The following is a 19,467-nucleotide window of genomic DNA, read 5'->3' as shown; positions in this document are numbered from 1 at the left end:
TCGCTCGCCGACTATTCGCGGCTTCGCTTCTGGCGGGGCGGCGGAGTATTCTTCGTCACCCTTTTTTTCACGCATGTCTAACCAGTGAGTTTCGGACACATGGCACGATCGGACGCTCTCAGCAGTTCTTCCGTTTCTACGCGCGGCCCTTTTACGCTGAAAAGCCATTTGCTTTTCACCTTCTCCAGCGCCTTTGCGCTGTTGGTGATGTACACGCTGCTGCGCGTGGCGCTGCTGGTGTACAACCGCGAGCTGATCGGTCAGGACACCGTGGCCACCTTCGCCGAAGCGTTTTTCAACGGCATGCGCTTTGACCTGCGAGTGATCGTTTACGCCTGTGCGCCGTTGCTGATCGCGATCCTGATTCCGGCCGCCATGGCCCGCCGAGGCTGGATGCGCGTATGGCTGACGTTCTTCGCCAGCGTCACGCTGTTCCTCGGCCTGACCGAGTTGGACTTTTACCGCGAGTTTCACCAGCGCCTGAACAGCCTCGTATTCCAATACTTCCAGGAAGACCCGAAAACCGTGCTGAGCATGCTTTGGAACGGTTTCCCGGTGGGTCGTTACTTGCTGGCGTGGGCGGTGGCGACGTGGCTGCTGTGGAAGCTGTTCAAAGGCCTGGACCTGCTCAGCCGTCGTGGCAAAACCGCGTTGGTGGATGCCACCGCGCAAAGCCGCACCTCATGGCCGCTGCGGGGCGTAGCGTTCGTGTTGTGCCTGGTGCTCGCCGTATTGGCCGCCCGTGGCACCTTGCAGCAAGGCCCACCGCTGCGCTGGGGCGACGCCTATACCACCGAGTCGATGTTCGCTAACCAACTGGGCCTTAACGGCACGTTGACGCTGGTGTCTGCGGCCTCGGCCAGTTTCTCGTCCCATCGCCAGAACGCCTGGAAATCCACCATGGCGGACGGCGATGCGCAGGACATCGTGCGCAAGATGATCCTCACCCCCCACGACGTGCTGGTCGATGCCGACAAGGCCGCGATCCGTCGAGACTTCACGCCGCCGGCCGATGGCACCTTGCCGGGTGTGAAAAACGTGGTGGTGATTCTGATGGAAAGCTTCGCCGGCCACTTCGTCGGCGCCCTCGGCAGCCCGCTGAACATCACCCCGGAATTCGACAAGCTGGCCAAGGAGGGCGTGTTGTTTGACCGTTTCTTCTCCAACGGCACCCATACCCACCAGGGCATGTTCGCCACCATGGCGTGCTTCCCCAACCTGCCGAGCTTCGAGTATTTGATGCGCATGCCCGAGGGCAACCACAAATTCTCCGGCTTGCCGCAACTGCTCGATGCCCGCGACTTCGACAACCTATACGTCTACAACGGCAACTTCCAGTGGGACAACCAGTCCGGATTCTTCAGCAACCAGGGCATGACCAACTTCATTGGTCGCGAAGACTTCGTCGACCCGGTGTTTATGGACCCGACCTGGGGCGTGTCTGACCAAGACATGTTCGACCGTGGCGCCAAAGAGCTGACCACCAACTTCGGCCAGAAGCCGTTCTATGCGCTGCTGCAAACCTTGTCCAACCACACGCCGTACGCGTTGCCGGCGAACTTGCCGGTTGAACGGGTGAACACCGGCAGCAGCTCGGACGAGCACCTCACCGCCATGCGTTATTCGGATTGGGCGTTGGGCCAGTTCTTTGAAAAAGCGCGTAAAGCGCCGTACTTCAAAGACACGCTGTTTGTGATTGTTGGCGACCACGGTTTCGGCAGTGACGAGCAACTAACCGAGATGGACCTGTTCCGCTTCAACGTGCCGCTGCTGCTGATCGGCCCAGGCATTCAGGAAAAATTCGGTCCGCTGCGCCACACCGTTGGCACCCAGATCGACATCGTGCCGACCATCATGGGCCGCCTCGGTGGCCAGGTGCGCCACCAATGCTGGGGCCGCGACCTGCTGACCTTGCCAGAAGGCGACCACGGCATCGGTGTGATCAAGCCCTCGGGCGGCGAGCAGACCGTGGCCATCGTTACGCCGGAGCGCATCCTGATCCAACCCAAAGGCTTCGAACCGCGCCTGTACGACTACCAGCTCGGCGCCAAAGCCAGCGCCACCCGCGTGCCGGGCGACATCGATCCTGAGCTGAAAAAACAGCTGGAAGCCTTCCTGCAAACCGCCACCAAGAGCCTGCTGGACAACACCGCCGGTGTCGTGGACGGGATGCCGGATAAAGACCCGGATTGATCGTAGCTAATTAGTTTTCAGGCCAGGTCCAATCGCGGCTAAAGCCGCTCCTACAGGAATTAATACAACCTGTAGGAGCGGCTTTAGCCGCGATGCTTTTTGGGCGATGCAATACCTGGTCGCGCCAAGCAAACCACCAAATCGCAGGCAAAAAAATAGGCGCCTTAAATGGCGCCCGGAGAATCAAACGATGCATAAGGTCTGAACAACGCCGCCCAGCAAAGTTCAACCGTGCGTGGGCTCCAAACCTGTTTTCGACTTTCTACCAACCAAAAGAAAGGGCACCCGAAGGTGCCCTAAAAAGATCTATGGAGTAAGTCCACTTTCTCTGAGTCAGCGGCTGTACGAATAGTTCCGCCAGCCCCGACGAAAGTTCTTCACTTGCCCGGCGTAAGCATCAGCCGTTTGGTGCCGTACACCTTGTCCAGGTTTTGCGACTGGAACGGGAACGTCATGTACTGGCCTTTCAACCAGGCATCAATGCCGTCGGCATAGTGCGGGCTAGCCGGGTTGCCGGATTGGCCGGTGCTGTTCAGGCCCATCATCGGTTCCTGTTGCGCGAAGTCGACGACGATGCGCATGGCCGGAATCAGCCAGGTATCGAAGTCTTTGCCCCAGTGGTACGCCGCCGCGTTCAAGGTGGTGTGGTCGCCGCCAGCCGCGTACGGCCCGCGGTCGAGATAACCCTTGATGGCATTCACACCAGTGGCGTCGCTGCCGCTCATGTACTTGGCCATTTGCGTGGAGTCGGTGGCGAAGGTGTAGCTGTGCAGCTTGCCCCACTGCCAGGCCGCGCGGTCGGCGCCCAGTTTGCTTTCACACAGGGCGACCGCTGCCGCCAAGCTGCGCGCCAGAATCGCGGGCTTGTCTTCTTTTTGCGGCGTCTTTACGTCGTCCCAGAACGGGCTGTCGTCGCGGCCGAGCAAATGATCAGCCGGAGCCGAGTAAGAGAGGTCGGTGGTATCGGCCAGCGCTTTCCACGCGGCGCTGGTGTCCGGGCCGAGTTCGTCGAGGAAGGTCTGGCGCATGCTTTCTTGCAGGAAGGCTTCGTACAGCGCGGCGTCGGCTGACGTGGCGCGCAGGTTGCCGTCGAACGCCATCAGGCGGCTATACGCTTCACGGGCTTTGGCGCGGTCGGCAGCGGGCAGGGCGTCGATGGCTTTTTTCAGCGGCTGGGCCATGCCCGGCGCTTCGAGCATGCCTTGCAGCTTGGCCACGAACGGCGAGGTTTGGTCGTACTGCATGGCGATCATGCTTTTCGCGTCGTGCTTGCCGGCGCCCGCCAACTGGGCGATGCGCTCGCCACGTTCCGGGTAGTACCAAGAATTGGACAACTGCATGCCGTAGCCACGGGGAATGGTGCGTTGGTTGGCGGTGCCCAGCCACCCTTGCGCAGGGTCCTGATCGTAGGGGTGCAGCATCGGGTCGGCATAACCGTCCCAGTCGTATTGACCATTCCAGCCCGGCGATGGCAGCAGGCCCACACCGGCACGGCGGTTGGGGTAACGGCCGGTCACTTGCCAGCCAATATGCTGGGCGTCGGCAAACACCAGGTTCAGCGGGATGGCGCGAATCTCACGCGTGGCGTCGAAGGCTTGGTCTACCGACTGCGCACGCGACAGGTTGAAGAACGCATCCAGGGTTTTGTCGCCATCGAGCGACGCGCTTTGCAGCGCCAGGCCGTAACCGCTGCTGATTTGCAGTGGCTGCAACATATGTTTGCGCTCGCCTAGCACGCTGTTGAGCAGCGGGCCGTGGCGGGTTTCATAAATGGCTTCGCGCACCGGGCGTTGGCCTTTGATAAAGAAGGTTTCCTGGCGCACCTTGGCGGCCACCCACTTGCCGTCGGCCTCGTACAGCACCTGGCTGCCCTGGCGTTTGATCTTCTCCAGGAACAGGTCCTGGTTGTCGCCCATGACCATGGTCATGCCCCACGCCAGCTTGCCGTTGAACCCAGCGACCACGGCGGGTACACCGGCAATCGAGACGCCAGCGGCCTGGAATTTCGGCGAGCGGATTTGCACATAGTTCCACGCCGAGGGCATGGAAATCGGCAGGTGCGTGTCGTTGGCCAACAAGCTTTTACCGCCACGGCTGCGCTGCGGCGCGATGGCCCAGTTGTTGGACGCGGCAACGCCGAGCATGTCCAACCCGGCAATTTGTTCGGTGACCTTGCCGAGCGCGCCCAAGCCCTGAATTTGCCCGCTTAGCGCCAGGCCTTTGAGCTTGTCGGCTTCCTCGAACGGCAAAGGTTCATCGGGGTAGGTGGGCGTCAGCCAGGCGAGCTTGTCGCTGCCGACTTTTTGCGCCAGCGCCAGTGAGGCGATTTCTTCCTGCAGGTTTACCGACAAGCCGAAGTTCATTAGGCAGAAAATCAGCGCCGAATCTTCCGGTTTCCAATACGCCGGTTTCACCCCGGACTCGGCCAGGTCCATCGGCAGTTTGTCCTGGTAGCGGTACAGGTAAGCGTTGACCCCGCGGGCATACACCTCGAAGAACTTCTTCATGCGCGGCGAGGCATTTTTGTACAACACGTCGGCGCTTTGCTTGAGGTTTACTGCGCGCATAAAGCGGTCGATTTCCAGGGCGCCCGGCCCGACCATTTCCGACAAACGTCCTTCGGCCATCAGGCGCATGCCCACCATCTGGCTCAGGCGATCGCCGGCATGCACATAGCCGAGGGCGAAGAGGGCGTCGTGGAAGGTGGTGGTTTCAATCAGCGGCATGCCCATGGCGTTGCGCCGGATCGACACGCTTTGCGCCAGACCCTTGACCGGCTGAATGCCAGTGGTGGGCGGCAGGCTGTCGGCGTAGTGGCTGTCGAGCCAACTCTGACACCCGCTGAGACTCACGGCGCCCACCAGGGCGGCGGCAGCTGTGAGACGCGTGAAGAATGGCGACGCCATGGTGTGAAGCTCCTGCAAGAATCAATAAAAAACGGCAGGCGCTACGTTAGTGAGGCGCCCGCCGCCGCGCAAGCGACCACGGGCGTTGGGCGGGCGTTATTTTTTCGGCTGCGGATTGATCCGTTCGGCCAATGCATAGGCACGCACTGTCGCCGGCCGCGCCTTGATGGCGTTGAACCAGCGTTGCAGATTGGGGAAGTCGTCGAGGTTCTGCTGCTGGCGCTCGTGGGGCACGATCCATGGGTAGCTGATCATGTCGGCGATGGTGTACTCATCGCCGCAGATGAACGTACGGCCTTCCAGCTGCTTATTCAGCACGCCATACAGCCGCGCGGTTTCATCCACATAACGCTTCATCGCGTAGGGGATTTTTTCCGGCGCGAACATATTGAAGTGATGATTCTGCCCAGCCATCGGCCCCAGGCCACCCATTTGCCAGAACACCCACTGCAGGCATTCCTGACGGCCGCGCAAATCGGCGGGAATAAACGCGCCGGTTTTCTCGGCCAGGTACAACAAAATCGCCCCCGACTCAAAAACCGACAGCGGCTCAGCGCCGTCAGCGGGTTCGTCATCCACGATGGCGGGAATGCGGTTGTTAGGGGAAATCTTCAAAAAGTCCGGCGCGAACTGCTCGTTCTTTCCGATGTTGATCGGATGCACCTTATAAGGCAGCCCGGCTTCCTCCAAGAACAGCGAAATCTTGTGGCCGTTGGGCGTGGTCCAGTAATACAGATCGATCATCGGAAAGCTCCGTTAAGACGTGTAGTTAACTGACTGAAGGGAAGCGGGGAAGGTTCAGCACACAGCGCAGCGGCTGTGTTTTGCGTTTGCAGGGATTCGCGGCTGAAGCCGCTCCTACACCATCAAAATCACCTCTGTAGGAGAGGCTTCAGCCTCGATGCCCTTGATCTTCAACAGGCACCGAAGCTCAAGATCGAGCGAGCTAGGTCTGGCAAGGCAAAAAAACGTTTTGAAGCGCAGTGGGCTGGAGCCCATGAGCATTCAAAACGTTTTTTTAACGCAGCCAGGCCGACGCGCAGCCGATCGGTTACTTACGCCCCGTGGCACTTTTTGAATTTTTTCGTGCTCCCGCACGGGCACGGATCATTACGACCCACATCCTTCAACGCATTGCGCACCGGCTCCTGGTGCCCATGGTTACAGTCCGGGCCATGCACGTGACCGTGGTCGTGGTGGTGATGGTCGTGATCATGGTCGTGGTTGCAGTCAGGACCGTGGACGTGGGGTTCTTGGCTCATTGCAGACTTACTCCGGAATAAAATCGCCGGGAATTATCTCGCCATTTCGTTCCAGGTGCACGCTCGCGCCAAACAACACGCCGGTTTCGGCCACGCCGTAGAAGCGGTAGCGGATCGGCTGGTCGTGTTTTTCCAGCATTTTTGCAATGGGCTTGAGGTTGCGCCAGAGGTTGGTGCGCAGCGGAATCTTGATGCGCCGGTGGCCGTTGGCCGGCACGGTGGCCCACACGTCAGACTCGCCGTCGGCCAGTTTGATGTCGTTGAGGTACAGGCTGAACGTCATGCCTCGAATGGGCAGATCGCGGTCGTTGGGGTTGTCGAGGCGCAGGTGCAGCAGAAATTCCTGCTCCACCAGTTTGGCTTTGATCACATCGACTTTTTGCAACTGCACCGTGGGGTCTTGCAGGTCGCCGGCAAACCACGAGCACCCACTCAAGCCCGAGGCCAGGCTGAGCAAAACAATGATGGCGATGTGTGTGCTGCGCATGGCGTGCTGCCGCATGGCGAACTCCCTAGTTGCCCGAGTGTGTCGCAAGCCGCAGGTTCCGGGCAACGTGTTGTTTATATAAAAAAATCTACGCCATACTTGATCGCGTGTGAAACGCGGACCCGCCTCGGACAGGCCGCCTCGGAAAGGAGTGTGACGATGAGCCGTTACGAGATTGCTTTCTCCGGACAACTGGTGCCAGGCGCACAGTTGGATCTGGTGAAAGCCAACATGGCCAAGCTGTTCCAGGCCGATGCCCAGCGCATTGCCTTGCTGTTTTCCGGGCGCCGCCTGGTGATCAAGAACAACCTCGACGAAGCCGCCGCAGAAAAATACCGGGCGACCATCGAGCGCGCTGGTGCGGTGGTCGAGGTCTGCAACATGGACGTCGAGATTGAAGAAGTCGAAATGGCGCCGCCGCCACCCTACGAGCCACCAGCGCCCGCTCCGGTAGCGTCCGCCGCTTCTGCTGGTACGCCCAAACCCCTGGTCGTCGCCCCGCGTGACGAATACATGGCCGCGTTCAGCGACGTGGAAGCACCCGACTTCGGCATCGCGCCGGTCGGTGTCGATTTACAAGATCAGAAGCCAGAGCCGGTCGCGCCAAAGGTTGACCTCAGCCAGTTCAGCCTGGCGCCAGCGGGCAGCGATATGGGCCAGGCCAAAACCGCCCCGGCCGGGCCGCCGCCAGATATTTCGCATTTGAAGTTGCAGGAATAAAAGCATCGGGGCTGAAGCCTCTCCCACGCTAAATCGTTGCCTGGTGGGAGAGGCTTCAGCCTCGATGATGTTGATCGTTATCCGCGTTCGCTAAACAAAACCCGCGCAACACTTCTTGAATTTCAAACCCCCGCCACACGGACACGGATCATTGCGTGTCGCCTTCAATGGCACCGTGCTGTCGATGAAATACCAACGCCCGTCGTTTTGCACAAACCCCGACCGTTCCCGGTGCGCGTGTTCGCCAGTGCCGTCGTGCCAGCGTGCGGTAAAGGTGACAAAAGCGTGCTCGGGTTTGCCGCCGTGCACTTCGGCACTTTCCACTTCCAAGCCCAACCAGGTGCTTTGCGCGCTCCACACGTGCATGGCTTCGGTGTCGAGCGCGGCCTGTTGGGCGGGCAGGGTGGTGCTTTTGAGGTAGTCGATGCGGCCCAGCACATAGGCGCTGTAGCGCGAGCGCATCAGGGTTTCGGCGCTCGGTGCTGGCGTGCCGTCGTGGTAATGGCCGCAGCAGGCGCTGAGCAAATTGCCGCTGCCGCAGGGGCAGGCGGTGTCGGGGGCTTGTGTTGTTGGCGAAGCAGGCATGAACGCTACCACCAGTACTTTCCAAAATTTTCCGGATTGGCCCAGAACTTCGCGTTGAGCCAGTCCGGCACCTGTTTGTACTCACGCAAGTCGTAGGTGAACAGGGTGAGAACCTGGGCGTCGCGCTGGAAGCGTTCGCTGGCTTGCAGGGCCAGGGCGAACAGGTCGGTGTCGAGCAATCCGCAGGCGGGCAAGTCGACCAAAACGGCCAGGCGACTGGCATTGAGATTGCGAATGCCGCCCAGCAGTTCCAGGCCGGTGCGTTTGGGTAGGTGTTCCAGGCAGTCGGCAATCAATGCCAGGTCGAAGCGTTGCGCGGCCAACTCGGCAGGCAGCGGGCCCGCTGGGGCAAAGGCGCACACGCTGTCAGGGTGGGCCTGTTGGAACGCTTGCACGGCGGGAAAATCGTTGGCACCGACGACCAGCAAACGGGCTGGCGCGTAGCGGTCCAGCAGGGCGGCAACAGCCTGTTGAGGGGTGCGCGCAGAAAAGCTTTCAGTCATCGAAAATCCTCGAACATGAGCGACAAGCCTAGCTTGATGCAGCGATATGGCCTAGTGCTGGCGAATTCTAAAAGTGCCGTCTTTACTCCCTGAGTGTCGGTTTACGCCGATCCCATGAGGAGACTGTGCATATGAGCATCAAACGGACTGCAGTACCCCTGATTCTATTAAGTACGTTGCTGACCGGCTGTGCCGGTTTACAGAAAACCGATTGGCCAACCTGTGCAGCGGTTGGTGGTGTAGGTGGTGCCGCGTTGGGCGCCATTGAAAGTTCGTCCTGGGCAGGCTGGGGCGCGTTAGGCGGCGCCGCGTTGGCCGCCGGTTATTGCTGGAGCCATGGCGACGGCGATGAAGACGGCGACGGCGTCCCAGACAGCCGCGACAAGTGCCCCGGCACACCGCCTAACACGCAAGTGGATGCCAATGGCTGCCCACCGCCAGCGGTTGTGGAAGAAGTGGTTGAGAAAGTCGTAGTGGTTGAGGACGAAGTGATCGTGGTGCGTGATGTGCTGTTCGAGTTCGACTCGGCCAAGCTCACCGCCACCGACAAAACCAAACTCGACACCATTGCCACACGCCTGAAGAGCGAAGCCCCGAACGCCAAGCTGACCGTTAGCGGGCATACCGACAGTGTCGGTTCGGACGCTTACAACCAGAAGCTGTCCGAGCGCCGCGCGCAATCGGTGGCGGATTATCTGGTGGCCAATGGCGTGTCGCCTAACAACGTCGTAGACGTAGTAGGCGCCGGTGAAAGCATGCCCGTAGCGGACAACAAAACCGACGCAGGCCGTCAGTTGAACCGTCGCGTGGAAATCAAGATTCACCGCTAAACCCGTCGCTACCGTGTCCTGCCCTGCAGGGCACGGTAGGCGGACGTTCATCTTATCCAAGGCATTGCTCAGGTCAGAACAGGCCAAACGGCAATGGCGCAATAAATAATGCCAACCCTATTGCGCGGGGCTGGTCTTTACTTCTGGAGCCGGCACCCGCCGGCGACTCAGGAGACTAAAAAAAATGCCAACCCTATCCTTTCGGGTCACGGTACCCCTTCTTCTCTTGGTCAGCAGTGTTCTGTCTGGTTGCTCGTCGACTTCAAGTAACGGAGACGCCCCGCTTAACCAGGGAAATTGGCCCATTTGCACCGTGTTTGGTTTGATTTGCTATGCCTTGGATGGAGACGACGATTCAGACGGCGTACATGACCGTCGCGACGTCTGCGCCGACACCCCCGCCAACACCCCGGTAAACAACAGTGGCTGCCCACTGCCGCAATACCCCGCGGCAACCCCGGCACCGCCCCCAGAACCAGCCCCCGAGCCCGCCAAGAACGAAACCATCGTACTGAGCGACGCGGGTGACGTGCTGTTTGCCTTCGACTCTGCCGAGTTGAGCGAAAGCGCGAAACACTCCCTGATGGAAATCAGCAAACGCCTAACGGGTGCCAACCTGGTGAGTGTGCAGGTGGCCGGCCATACCGACAGCAAAGGCAGCGATGCGTACAACCAAAGCCTGTCGGAACGGCGCGCGCAAAGCGTGGCCAACTTCCTGACGGCGCAAGGTATACCGGCGCAGAAACTGTCGATTGTCGGCTACGGTGAAAGCCAGCCGGTGGCCGATAACGCAAGTGACGAAGGCCGCGCGCAGAACCGCCGCGTGGAGTTGCACGTCAGCCGCTAAGGCCGTTGCGTGCACCGAGAAGTGAAAAACGGAGGCCTGGTGCCTCCGTTTTTTTGCGCCGGTTTTTCATCGGTACGCTAGTGTCAGTCGCCTGCATGCGGTTAAGGTGCGCGACGAGAAAAAATAACAAGGGGACGGTGCAATGAAGGTGTTTTTGCAGGTGGGCAAGACCGCAGTGGCGGTGTTTTGGTTGCTGGTGCTGGCCAACCTTGTGAGCCCGCTGAACAAACCCATGGACGTCTTGCTCAATGTGCTCGGCGGAGTGGTGCTACTGGCGCACGTAGTAGAGCTGGCCATCTTCGGCAACCGCTTGCGTGGCCTCGACAACCTCACCTCGCACCGTATCCAGGTACTGCTGTTTGGCATTTTTCACCTCTACGGCGTCGCTCATCCGGAACCGGCCGCCGTGCTCGAACAACCGGAGTCGGTCGCTGTGCCGGCTGTTGAAGAACCGGGCAAAGCGGAGGTGGAACATGCATAAGCGTCTTCTCGCCGTCAGCGTACTGCCCCTGGTTTTACTCAGCGCCCTGGCCCAGGCCGACGTGGAAGTAAACGTTGCGCCCCACTCCCTGCTGCGTTTGCCGACCGCCACCAGCATTTTGTCGCTGGACCGACTCGACATCGCCGAGTCGGCCACCTTGTTCGTGCCGCCCACCGTTAGCGAAATTCGTGTTGGCCACCTGCACATGGGACGTGACGCGCACATCTCGGTTGCCCCTAGCGCCGAACCGTTTCGGCTGGAAGCGCGTCATGCCGAGCTGGAAACCGGCAGCCACATCAACGGCCGGGGCGCCAGCGGCAGTTTTGAAAAACCCGCCACGCCGGGCCGTAATCTGACCATTCGCCTGGAACAAGCCACCATTGGCGCGCTGACCATTGACGTACGCGGCGGCATCGGCAGGCCCGGTTATCAAGGCCTGGAAGGCGCCGACGGCAAGCAGGGCGGTTGCATGTGGGGCCAGGCCGGGCGCGGTTACGACGGCCAGAACGGCGGCGATGGCCTGGCCGGTGCGCCCGGCGGCCAGGTGCGCTTGGAAGTGCCGGCTAGCTTTGCGGAAAGTGTGGTGACCGTGAAAGTTGACGGCGGCCTGGGTGGCGCAGCTGGGGAAGCCGGCAAAGGCGGCAAGGGCGGGGCGTCGAAAGGCTGCCTGGTGTATCGCGCCGACGGTGCAGAGCCGGGTCGCCCAGGCCAGCCGGGTAAGCCGGGCAGCGATGGGCCAGCGGGTAGTTTCAATCTGATTCGTATCCAGTAAAACCCATCGCGGCTAAAGCCGCTCCCACAGTTTTAGATCCTGTGGGAGCGGCTGGGCGGCATTCCGATTAGCCGCAATGCTTTTAAAAGCTCGCCCGCGTAGCCGCCACCGTTACCACCACAATCCCGATCAACAAATTCAACCCCACCAGCCGGCGAATCTTGCCGAGTACCTCGCCACCGGCCGGCCAGTCTTGCGCTGCCACCGCGCGCTTGAGCGCCGGAAGCTGCAGCGCCTGAACGCGGATAAACAACGCCAGCATCGCCAGGTACAAGCCCATCATTACCTGCACGTATTTAGGCGCCGTCTCGAAACCGCCAAAATGCAGCTGTAGCATGCCCACGCCGCTGATCGGCAACAGCAACACGCACAGCCAGACGAATAGAAAGAAACGGGGAAACACCGCGCTCCACAAGCGCAGCCGCGCCGGGGCGTCCAGTGCGCTGACGGCGGCCGGGCGCAGCACCATCCAGGCGAAGAACATGCCGCCTACCCAAACAACGGCAGCCAGAACATGCAGGGCGTAGAGCAGGGCATAAACAGTCATTCACAATCTCCGGTCGGCGGTTGGCAAAACGCGCGCTATCATAGCCGGCCAGTTTGACCACTGAAAATTTATCCAGCTCGCTTATCTCGCAGAACCCGCCATTGCTCAGTACTGAAATCAAGTCCCAGATCCAGGGCGCCTATTCCCGCTTTCTCGAAGCCAAAGGGCTCAAGCCTCGCTACGGCCAGCGTTTGATGATTGCCGAGATCGCCAAGGTATTGGGCACCATCAAGGTTGACGACGAAGGCCGGCGCAGCAGCGACGCCGCGGTAGTGGCGGTCGAGGCGGGCACCGGTACGGGTAAAACCGTGGCGTACAGCCTGGCCACCATTCCCCTGGCCAAAGCAGCCGGCAAACGCCTGGTTATCGCCACCGCGACCGTCGCCTTGCAAGAGCAGATCGTGTTCAAGGACCTGCCCGAGGTGATGCGCAACAGCGGCCTGAGTTTCACCTTTGCTTTGGCCAAGGGCCGAGGCCGTTACCTGTGTCTGTCCAAGCTCGACATTCTGATGCAGGAAGGCGAGTCGCAAAACGCCACCGCCGCGTTGTTTGCCGAAGAAGGCTTCAAAATCGAGGTCGACCAGGGCAACCAGAAGCTCTACACGCAAATGGTCGAAAAGCTCGCCGGCAACAAATGGGACGGCGACCGCGACAGCTGGTCCGAAGCGCTGGAAGACGCCGACTGGGCGCGCTTGACCACCGATCACAGCCAGTGCACCAACCGCCATTGTCCGAACTTTCAGACCTGCGCCTTCTATAAGGCCCGCGAGGGCATGGGCAAGGTCGACGTTATCGTCACCAATCACGACATGGTCCTGGCCGACCTGGCCCTCGGCGGCGGCGCCGTGCTGCCCGATCCGCGCGACACGCTGTACGTCTTCGACGAAGGCCATCACCTGCCCGACAAAGCCATCGGCCACTTTGCCCATTACACCCGTCTGCGTTCCACGGCGGATTGGCTGGAGCTGACGGCGAAGAATCTGACCAAATTGCTGGCGCAAAACCCGCTTCCGGGTGATCTCGGCCGCCTGATCGAGCAGGTGCCGATTCTGGCCCGCGAGATTCGCACCCAGCAGCAATTCATGTTCAACGCCTGCGAACAATTGGCCGACTTCAAGGCCGGCGAAGACATGGAAGGCCGCGAGCGCCCGCGTCATCGCTTTGAAGGCGGCGTGGTGCCGGAGCATTTGACCGAGATGGGCGTGGAGCTGAAGAAAGGCTTTTCGCGCCTGACCGACCTGTTCACCGGCCTCACCGAATTGCTGAAAAAATCCATGGACGGCGAAGCGTCCATCGGCATCGCCAGTCATCAGGCCGAAGAGTGGTATCCGCTGTTCGGCAGCCTGCTGGCTCGCGCCCAGGGCAACTGGGAGTTGTGGCTGGCCTTTACCGCCGAAGACCCGGAGAGCAGCCCGCCCATGGCGCGTTGGCTGACCCTGGCCGAAGGCGGCGCCATGTTCGACATCGAAGTAAACGCAAGCCCCATCCTGGCCGCAGAAACCCTGCGGCGCAATTTGTGGAACGTCGCCTACGGCGCGCTGGTGACCTCGGCGACGCTGACTGCGCTGGGCACCTTCGACCGTTTCCGGATGCGCGCCGGCTTGCCGAAAGCGGCGGTGACGGCGGTGGTGCCGAGCCCGTTCCAGCACGCCGACGCCGGTGTGTTGCGCGTGCCGGATTTGAAAGCCGATCCGCGCGATGCCGCTGCCCATACGGCGGCGATCATTCGCGAGCTGCCGGGTTTGGTTGAAGGCTCGCGCGGCACGCTGGTGCTGTTCTCTTCGCGCAAACAGATGCAGGACGTGTTCGACGGCCTGGACCGCGAGTGGCGCAAGCGCGTATTCATTCAAGGCAATCTGTCCAAGCAGGAAACCCTGAACAAGCACAAAGCGCGCGTCGATGACGGCGAAGCCAGCGTGCTGTTCGGGCTGGCCAGTTTTGCTGAAGGGGTGGATTTGCCCGGCGCCTATTGCGAGCACGTGGTGATCGCCAAAATCCCCTTCGCCGTGCCCGATGACCCGGTAGAAGCTGCGCTCGCCGAGTGGATTGAAGCGCGCGGCGGTAACCCGTTTATGGAAATTGCCGTGCCCGATGCTTCACTGCGTTTGGTGCAAGCGTGCGGTCGTCTACTGCGCACCGAGGCGGATCGCGGCACTATTACGCTTTTGGATCGACGCGTTGTAACCCAACGCTATGGCAAGGCGATTCTTAACGCCTTGCCGCCGTTTCGCCGAGAAATTTCATAAGACAGCATCAAATCAAAAGTCCGCTGTCTATTGGCTGGTTGTTCAGGAGAGCCCGTCACATGATCCGCCGTTCACTGCCCGGTATTTTCGCCTTGATGGTTACCGCGCCCCCGTTGGCGCTGGCCGCCGAGCAACAGACGCTATTCAACTTCGTCAGCCCCGCCGATGTGGTGCAGGTGCAGACCCAGAACGCCAACTTGCCTTCGCTGACGGCTGAACTGGCCGCCGAGAGCGAGCCGATGCGGCGGGTGACCTTCAGCCCCGCCGACAACCCCAACCTGCGCCTGACCCCGCAAAGCGGCGTGTGGGATTGGTCTAAAGCCAATGTCATGACCCTGCGTATTCAGAACGCCATGGACTGGGCCCTGACCCTCGACATCCGCATGGAAAGCAGCGACGGCAAGGTGCTCACCAGCCGTGTTGCCCTGCCGGCCGGCCCGGCGCAGAACCTGTTGATTCCATTGCACGCGACCTCGCCGCGCAGCCAAGGCATGCGCGCCGCGCCGGCAATGCCATGGACCGTGGACGGCCAGCGGGTGATTCTGGCCGATACCGTTGAAGGCGATCTGGACCTGAGCAAGGTCACCGCCGTTGGCATTTATATGAGCCGGCCGGACGTGCCGCAGAGCATTCTGCTCGGCCGCTTCGGCGTGCGCGAAGGCGATGAAACCGCCAAGCAGCTGTACACCGGCATCGTGGACGCCTATGGCCAATACACCCGTGGTCAGTGGCCAGAAAAAGTTGGCAGTGACGAGCAGCTCAAAGCCGCTGCGGCCAAAGAAACCGTGCAGCTGAAAAGCTGGCTGGAAAAACGCGGCGAAACGGACCAGTACGGCGGCTTGCTCGGCGGGCCGACCTTTGAAGCGTCGGGCTTCTTCCGCACGGAAAAACGTGACGGCCGCTGGTTTATGGTCACGCCCGAAGGTCATCCGTTCTATTCCCTCGGCGTAAATACCGTGAGCGCGGGCAACAGCGCGACCTACGTGGAAGGTCGCGAAAACATGTTCACCGACCTGCCCAAAGAGGGCGATCCGCTGGCCGCTTATTACGGTGGCAGCAGCAGCCGTGCCGACACCGGCGCCGCCAAAGGCCGCAACTTCGACCAAGGTCGTTGGTTCGACTTCTACCGCGCCAACCTTCAGCGCACCTGGCCGCAACAAAAATGCGCCGAGGTCGCTGACAAGAGCACCGCGCAAGTGGTGAACGACGAAGAAAGCGAAGTGCCCGCCGACGTTGAAGCGAACGCCGCCAACACCACCAACACCGCTGAAACCACCGCCGTCGCGCCAGTTGCGCCGCCTGTTGTGGCCGCGCCTCCAGCCGCGCCGGCAGTGGCCGAAGAAATGTGCGTGACCAAGAGTTTCGACAGCGCGCGCTGGACCCACAACACCCTGGACCGCCTGCAAGCGTGGGGCTTCAACACCGTCGGCAACTGGAGCGATCCATCGCTGGCGGCTGCCAAGCGCATGCCGTACACCTTGCCGCTGTCGATCAGTGGCGATTACAAAACCATCAGCACCGGCGTGGATTGGTGGGGCGGCATGCCTGACCCGTTCGACCCGCGCTTCGCAATGGCAGCCGAGCGTGCCGTGGCCATCGCCACCCGCGACCATCGCGATGACCCTTGGTTGATCGGCTTCTTCGCCGACAACGAACTGGCCTGGGCCGGCCCGGCCAACGACCCGAACGCCCGCTACGCGCTGGCCTACGGCACCCTGAATTTGACCACCGACGTACCGGCCAAGCGCGCGTTCCTGAAAATGCTGCGCGACAAGTACCGCAACCAGGACGGCCTGTCGAAAGCCTGGGGTATTGAGCTGCCGGCGTGGGAATTGATGGAAGACCCCGGTTTCCAGGCGCCACGTCCGAACCCGGAACACCCGGCGATCGAGCAGGACATGCAGCAGTTCCAGCGCCTGTTCGCCGACACCTACTTCAAGACCATCGACGATGCCTTGAACTGGCACGCGCCGAACCACCTGCTGCTGGGCGGTCGCTTTGCCGCCAGCAACCCGGAAGCGGTGGCCGCGTGCGCGCAGTATTGCGACGTGCTGAGCTTCAACTTCTATACCAAAGAGCCGCAGCACGGTTACGACTTCGCCGCGCTCAAAGCCCTGGATAAACCGATTCTGGTCACCGAATTCCACTTTGGCTCTCGCGACCGTGGCCCGTTCTGGGGTGGCGTCAGCGAGGTGTACAACGAAGAGCAGCGCGGCCCTGCGTATGCCCATTTCGTTGAGGAAGCGGTGAAGGAGCCAATGATCGTCGGCACCCACCTGTTCCAATACCTCGACCAACCAGTGACCGGTCGCTTGCTGGACGGCGAAAACGGCCACTTCGGCCTGGTGGCAATCACCGATCGCCCGTTCGACGGCTTCGTGAAAGCAGTGCGCAACGCCAACGTCGAGGCGCTTAAGGCCGTGCTTAAACCGGTAGCCCCGGCCGCGCCAGCTGAAGCGGCACCTGCCAAGCCTGACGGCGGCGGCAAAGGCGTCGATGGCAAAGGCGGCGAGGGCAAGGGTAAAGGCGGCGAGGGCAAAGGTGGCGAAGGCCACGGCGGCCCAGGTGGCGGTGCCGGCGCTGGTGCTGGCGGCGGCCATGGTGGCGGCGCCGGTGGCAATCACGGCTGAGGCATAGCCCGATTTTCGGATGGTTCCCTGCAGGGGCGGGCGTTTGCACACTGAACGGTGCACACGCCTTTCCCGTTGCGTCTGCCTGAGGAGTTGAACGTGCAGCAAGTTCAAGGCTATTTCGATATCAAGTTTGAACAGGTGAAAGACGCCTTCGCGGCGCTGTTCACCGATCCCCAGGAGCGAGGTGGCGCCCTGTGTATTCAGATCGACGGCGAAACCGTGATCGACATCTGGTGCGGTACCGCCGACAAAGCCGGTGAGCAAGCCTGGAACACCGACACCATCGCCAACCTGTTTTCCTGCACCAAAACCTTTACCGCCGTTGCCGCGCTACAACTGGTGGGGGAGGGCAAGCTTTCGCTCGACGCACCCGTGGCCACGGTGTGGCCCGAGTTTGCCGCCGCTGGCAAAGAACACATCACCTTGCGTCAACTGCTCAGCCACCGCGCCGGCTTGCCGGCAGTGCGCGAGATGCTGCCGCCGCAAGCGCTGTATGAATGGGACACCATGACCGCCGCCCTGGCCGCCGAAACACCGTGGTGGACGCCGGGCGAAGGCCACGGTTACGCCGCCATTACTTACGGCTGGCTGGTGGGCGAACTGCTGCGTCGTGTGGAAGGTAAAGGCCCCGGTGACTCGATTGTTGACCGCATCGCCAAGCCGCTTGGGCTGGACTTCCACGTCGGCCTGGCCGATGAGGAGTTCTACCGCGTTGCGGAAATTTCCCGCAGCAAAGGCAACTTCGGCGACGCCTCGGCGCAGCGCTTGCTGAAAACCATGATGAGCGAGCCGGCGTCCATGTCCACGCGCGCCTTCGCCAATCCGCCGTCGATCATGACCAGCACCAACAAGCCGGAATGGCGGCGCATGCAGCAACCGGCGGCCAATGGCCACGGCAACGCGCGCAGCCTGGCGGGCTTTTATACCGGCTTGCTCAACGGCCAGTTGCTCGACAGCCAATTGCTCGCCGAATTAACCCGCGAACACAGCGTGGGTGAAGACAAAACGTTGCTCACGCAAACACGCTTCGGCCTGGGTTGCATGCTCGACCAGCCCGATGTGCCGAACGCCACCTACGGTCTGGGCCCACGTGCCTTTGGTCATCCCGGCGCGGGAGGTTCTATCGGCTTTGCCGATCCTGCGTGTAAGGTTGCTTTCGGCTTCGTCACCAATTCCCTCGGGCCCTACGTATTGATGGACCCACGGGCGCAAAATTTGGCGCGCACGCTGGGTGAATGTTTGTAGTTTTACCCCGGTGCACAGGCTGTTAAACGAAGCTGCTTACAGTGGGGGCGTGCCCTGTCAGGGAGGAGTGGGCTCGTCAATTGTGATCACCTTTGCCGCTGCACCGTTGCCATGGCTGTCCGCTAGAAACAGCCAGCTACGCGAGCCAGTCCGGCCATAGCGCTCTCCAAAGCAGAAAGCGTGGGCTGTGCGGTTCTTGAGTTTATTTTTTTTTGTGTTTTTGAGGTTCCAATGTTTCCTACCAAGTCTGCTGCTGCTCTGGCGCTGTGCGCCGCTCTCGCTGGTTGTGCTTCTTCCCCTGAAAACGCCGACAAAACGTCCCCCGCTGCCAACGCTCCCGTGGCCAGTGCTGAAAAGCCTGCCTCGGGCGGTCATTGGTGGTGGCCGTTTGGCGATGACGACAAACAGAAAAAGGCCGACGTCGTGGTCATGCCCGACCCGAAAATCACCCAGGCCTGGATGGACCAATACGAGCCGCGCCTGCGCACTGCGCTTGAGGGCAGCAAGTTTGAACTGGAGCGTCGTGAGAACCTGCTGGTGGTCTCCGCCCCGGTGGATTCCTCGTTCAACCCCGACCGCCCGAGCATGTTGATGCCCGTTACGCTGGGGCCGATCAGCCGCGTTGCCAAGCTGGTGGAAAACGACAAACAAGTGGCCGTGCTGATTCTTGGCCATGCCGATCCGTCGGGCGAAGAAGCGCGTAACCGCGAGCTGAGCCTGGACCGCGCCCGCGCCGTCACCGCCATTTTCCGCCTGAGCGGTTTGAAAAATGATCGCCTGATGGTGCGCGGTTTTGGCTCCGTTCTGCCGCGTGCTGCCAACGACAGCCCGGAAGGCCGCGCCCTTAACCGCCGCGTGGAAATCATGCTGACGCCGCAAGACACCATGAGCGCGCTGCTGGCCAAGTACAACCAGCCCGACCCGGTTCCTGCGGTACAAACCCTGGTGAAAAACGACCCGATTCCGGCCGTGACTCCCGCCAAAGCCAAGGGTAAAACCGCCGCTAAGCCCGCCGCGAAAGCTGCTGCCAAACCGGCGGCGAAGAAACCCGCTGCCAAGCCAGCCGTTGCCGCTAAAAAGCCGGCCGCTAAACCGGCTGCCAAGGCCGCTGACAAGCCAAGTACGGCAAAGTCGACTTCGGTCAAAGTGGCGCAGAATAATCCAGGGCAGGCTGCCAACCCGGACAAAGCCGCCGAGGCGAAGAACTGAG

At 61.2% G+C, this 19,467-nt stretch carries 17 protein-coding genes; 10 read left to right on the top strand and 7 right to left on the bottom strand.

Annotated elements, in window-relative coordinates; translation table 11 throughout:
- Window positions 1–99 precede the first annotated feature (99 nt).
- Window positions 100–2,193 carry an LTA synthase family protein gene (locus tag ACZZ0Q_RS16070; protein WP_463541605.1) on the top strand — a complete coding sequence of 698 codons (2,094 nt, stop codon included), beginning with the start codon at window positions 100–102 and terminating at the stop codon, window positions 2,191–2,193.
- Between the two features lie 377 nt (window positions 2,194–2,570).
- On the opposite strand, the gene ACZZ0Q_RS16065 is transcribed toward ACZZ0Q_RS16070, so the two are convergent.
- The 4 genes from ACZZ0Q_RS16065 to ACZZ0Q_RS16050 form a co-directional block, all read right to left on the bottom strand.
- On the bottom strand, window positions 2,571–5,099 hold the full coding sequence (locus ACZZ0Q_RS16065) for a penicillin acylase family protein (RefSeq protein WP_463541606.1): 2,529 nt from the start codon (window positions 5,097–5,099) through the stop codon (window positions 2,571–2,573).
- A 96-nt stretch (window positions 5,100–5,195) separates the two neighbouring features.
- Window positions 5,196–5,843, bottom strand: coding sequence for a glutathione binding-like protein (locus ACZZ0Q_RS16060; protein ID WP_463560747.1), 648 nt, complete (start codon window positions 5,841–5,843; stop codon window positions 5,196–5,198).
- Between the two features lie 311 nt (window positions 5,844–6,154).
- Window positions 6,155–6,361: an SEC-C metal-binding domain-containing protein gene (locus ACZZ0Q_RS16055; RefSeq protein ID WP_463541607.1), complete on the bottom strand. Its 207-nt coding sequence runs from the start codon at window positions 6,359–6,361 to the stop codon at window positions 6,155–6,157.
- A 7-nt stretch (window positions 6,362–6,368) separates the two neighbouring features.
- A complete protein-coding gene (locus tag ACZZ0Q_RS16050) occupies window positions 6,369–6,863 on the bottom strand; it encodes an LEA/WHy family protein (RefSeq protein ID WP_463541608.1) in 495 nt (164 codons plus the stop codon).
- Between the two features lie 144 nt (window positions 6,864–7,007).
- Between ACZZ0Q_RS16050 and ACZZ0Q_RS16045 the strand changes: the two genes are divergently transcribed.
- Window positions 7,008–7,568: a hypothetical protein gene (locus ACZZ0Q_RS16045; RefSeq protein ID WP_463560745.1), complete on the top strand. Its 561-nt coding sequence runs from the start codon at window positions 7,008–7,010 to the stop codon at window positions 7,566–7,568.
- Between the two features lie 90 nt (window positions 7,569–7,658).
- Here ACZZ0Q_RS16045 and ACZZ0Q_RS16040 read toward each other — a convergent pair whose 3' ends face one another.
- On the bottom strand, window positions 7,659–8,153 hold the full coding sequence (locus ACZZ0Q_RS16040; RefSeq protein ID WP_463541609.1) for a YchJ family protein: 495 nt from the start codon (window positions 8,151–8,153) through the stop codon (window positions 7,659–7,661).
- A 5-nt stretch (window positions 8,154–8,158) separates the two neighbouring features.
- Window positions 8,159–8,656, bottom strand: coding sequence for a DUF6231 family protein (locus ACZZ0Q_RS16035; RefSeq protein WP_463541610.1), 498 nt, complete (start codon window positions 8,654–8,656; stop codon window positions 8,159–8,161).
- Window positions 8,657–8,787: 131 nt separating this feature from the next.
- Here ACZZ0Q_RS16035 and ACZZ0Q_RS16030 point away from each other — a divergent pair, with 131 nt between their 5' ends.
- The 4 genes from ACZZ0Q_RS16030 (at window position 8,788) to ACZZ0Q_RS16015 (ending at window position 11,586) form a co-directional block, all read left to right on the top strand.
- Window positions 8,788–9,486 (top strand): PA1041 family peptidoglycan-binding anchor lipoprotein, encoded by a 699-nt coding sequence (locus ACZZ0Q_RS16030; RefSeq protein ID WP_122496753.1) that lies wholly within the window; start codon window positions 8,788–8,790, stop codon window positions 9,484–9,486.
- A gap of 184 nt (window positions 9,487–9,670) precedes the next feature.
- Window positions 9,671–10,333, top strand: a complete 663-nt coding sequence (locus ACZZ0Q_RS16025; protein WP_463541611.1) for an OmpA family protein — start codon at window positions 9,671–9,673, stop codon at window positions 10,331–10,333.
- A 142-nt stretch (window positions 10,334–10,475) separates the two neighbouring features.
- Window positions 10,476–10,814 carry a DUF1145 domain-containing protein gene (locus ACZZ0Q_RS16020; protein ID WP_463541612.1) on the top strand — a complete coding sequence of 113 codons (339 nt, stop codon included), beginning with the start codon at window positions 10,476–10,478 and terminating at the stop codon, window positions 10,812–10,814.
- Window positions 10,807–11,586, top strand: coding sequence for a collagen-like protein (locus ACZZ0Q_RS16015; RefSeq protein WP_463541613.1), 780 nt, complete (start codon window positions 10,807–10,809; stop codon window positions 11,584–11,586). Before ACZZ0Q_RS16020 ends, ACZZ0Q_RS16015 begins: the two co-directional genes overlap by 8 nt.
- A gap of 82 nt (window positions 11,587–11,668) precedes the next feature.
- Here ACZZ0Q_RS16015 and ACZZ0Q_RS16010 read toward each other — a convergent pair whose 3' ends face one another.
- Window positions 11,669–12,133, bottom strand: coding sequence for a DUF2269 family protein (locus ACZZ0Q_RS16010; RefSeq protein WP_463541614.1), 465 nt, complete (start codon window positions 12,131–12,133; stop codon window positions 11,669–11,671).
- Window positions 12,134–12,234: 101 nt separating this feature from the next.
- Between ACZZ0Q_RS16010 and dinG the strand changes: the two genes are divergently transcribed.
- The 4 genes from dinG to ACZZ0Q_RS15990 all read left to right on the top strand — a co-directional run bounded on the left by dinG (window position 12,235) and on the right by ACZZ0Q_RS15990 (window position 19,466).
- Entirely contained in the window at window positions 12,235–14,379 is a 2,145-nt protein-coding gene (gene dinG, locus ACZZ0Q_RS16005) for an ATP-dependent DNA helicase DinG (protein WP_463541615.1), read from the top strand.
- A gap of 59 nt (window positions 14,380–14,438) precedes the next feature.
- The gene (locus ACZZ0Q_RS16000; RefSeq protein ID WP_463541616.1) at window positions 14,439–17,009 is read left to right on the top strand and encodes a beta-agarase; all 2,571 of its coding nucleotides are present in this window, start codon (window positions 14,439–14,441) and stop codon (window positions 17,007–17,009) included.
- A 99-nt stretch (window positions 17,010–17,108) separates the two neighbouring features.
- Window positions 17,109–18,257, top strand: a complete 1,149-nt coding sequence (locus ACZZ0Q_RS15995; protein WP_463541617.1) for a serine hydrolase domain-containing protein — start codon at window positions 17,109–17,111, stop codon at window positions 18,255–18,257.
- Window positions 18,258–18,488: 231 nt separating this feature from the next.
- On the top strand, window positions 18,489–19,466 hold the full coding sequence (locus ACZZ0Q_RS15990; protein WP_463541618.1) for an OmpA family protein: 978 nt from the start codon (window positions 18,489–18,491) through the stop codon (window positions 19,464–19,466).
- Window position 19,467 lies beyond the last annotated feature (1 nt).

The organism is Pseudomonas sp. AC070 (assembly GCF_979258635.1).
Note: the sequence above shows the minus strand (reverse complement) of the source record. Positions and strands in the feature narration are given on the sequence as shown.

Excerpts from the sequence above, each read along its gene's own strand:
- ACZZ0Q_RS16070 (WP_463541605.1), top strand. The coding sequence starts at position 100 with ATGGCACGATCGGACGCTCTCAGCAGTTCTTCCGTTTCTACGCGCGGC.
- ACZZ0Q_RS16065 (WP_463541606.1), bottom strand. The coding sequence starts at position 5,099 with ATGGCGTCGCCATTCTTCACGCGTCTCACAGCTGCCGCCGCCCTGGTG.
- ACZZ0Q_RS16060 (WP_463560747.1), bottom strand. The coding sequence starts at position 5,843 with ATGATCGATCTGTATTACTGGACCACGCCCAACGGCCACAAGATTTCG.
- ACZZ0Q_RS16055 (WP_463541607.1), bottom strand. The coding sequence starts at position 6,361 with ATGAGCCAAGAACCCCACGTCCACGGTCCTGACTGCAACCACGACCAT.
- ACZZ0Q_RS16050 (WP_463541608.1), bottom strand. The coding sequence starts at position 6,863 with ATGCGGCAGCACGCCATGCGCAGCACACACATCGCCATCATTGTTTTG.
- ACZZ0Q_RS16045 (WP_463560745.1), top strand. The coding sequence starts at position 7,008 with ATGAGCCGTTACGAGATTGCTTTCTCCGGACAACTGGTGCCAGGCGCA.
- ACZZ0Q_RS16040 (WP_463541609.1), bottom strand. The coding sequence starts at position 8,153 with ATGCCTGCTTCGCCAACAACACAAGCCCCCGACACCGCCTGCCCCTGC.
- ACZZ0Q_RS16035 (WP_463541610.1), bottom strand. The coding sequence starts at position 8,656 with ATGACTGAAAGCTTTTCTGCGCGCACCCCTCAACAGGCTGTTGCCGCC.
- ACZZ0Q_RS16030 (WP_122496753.1), top strand. The coding sequence starts at position 8,788 with ATGAGCATCAAACGGACTGCAGTACCCCTGATTCTATTAAGTACGTTG.
- ACZZ0Q_RS16025 (WP_463541611.1), top strand. The coding sequence starts at position 9,671 with ATGCCAACCCTATCCTTTCGGGTCACGGTACCCCTTCTTCTCTTGGTC.
- ACZZ0Q_RS16020 (WP_463541612.1), top strand. The coding sequence starts at position 10,476 with ATGAAGGTGTTTTTGCAGGTGGGCAAGACCGCAGTGGCGGTGTTTTGG.
- ACZZ0Q_RS16015 (WP_463541613.1), top strand. The coding sequence starts at position 10,807 with ATGCATAAGCGTCTTCTCGCCGTCAGCGTACTGCCCCTGGTTTTACTC.
- ACZZ0Q_RS16010 (WP_463541614.1), bottom strand. The coding sequence starts at position 12,133 with ATGACTGTTTATGCCCTGCTCTACGCCCTGCATGTTCTGGCTGCCGTT.
- ACZZ0Q_RS16000 (WP_463541616.1), top strand. The coding sequence starts at position 14,439 with ATGATCCGCCGTTCACTGCCCGGTATTTTCGCCTTGATGGTTACCGCG.
- ACZZ0Q_RS15990 (WP_463541618.1), top strand. The coding sequence starts at position 18,489 with ATGTTTCCTACCAAGTCTGCTGCTGCTCTGGCGCTGTGCGCCGCTCTC.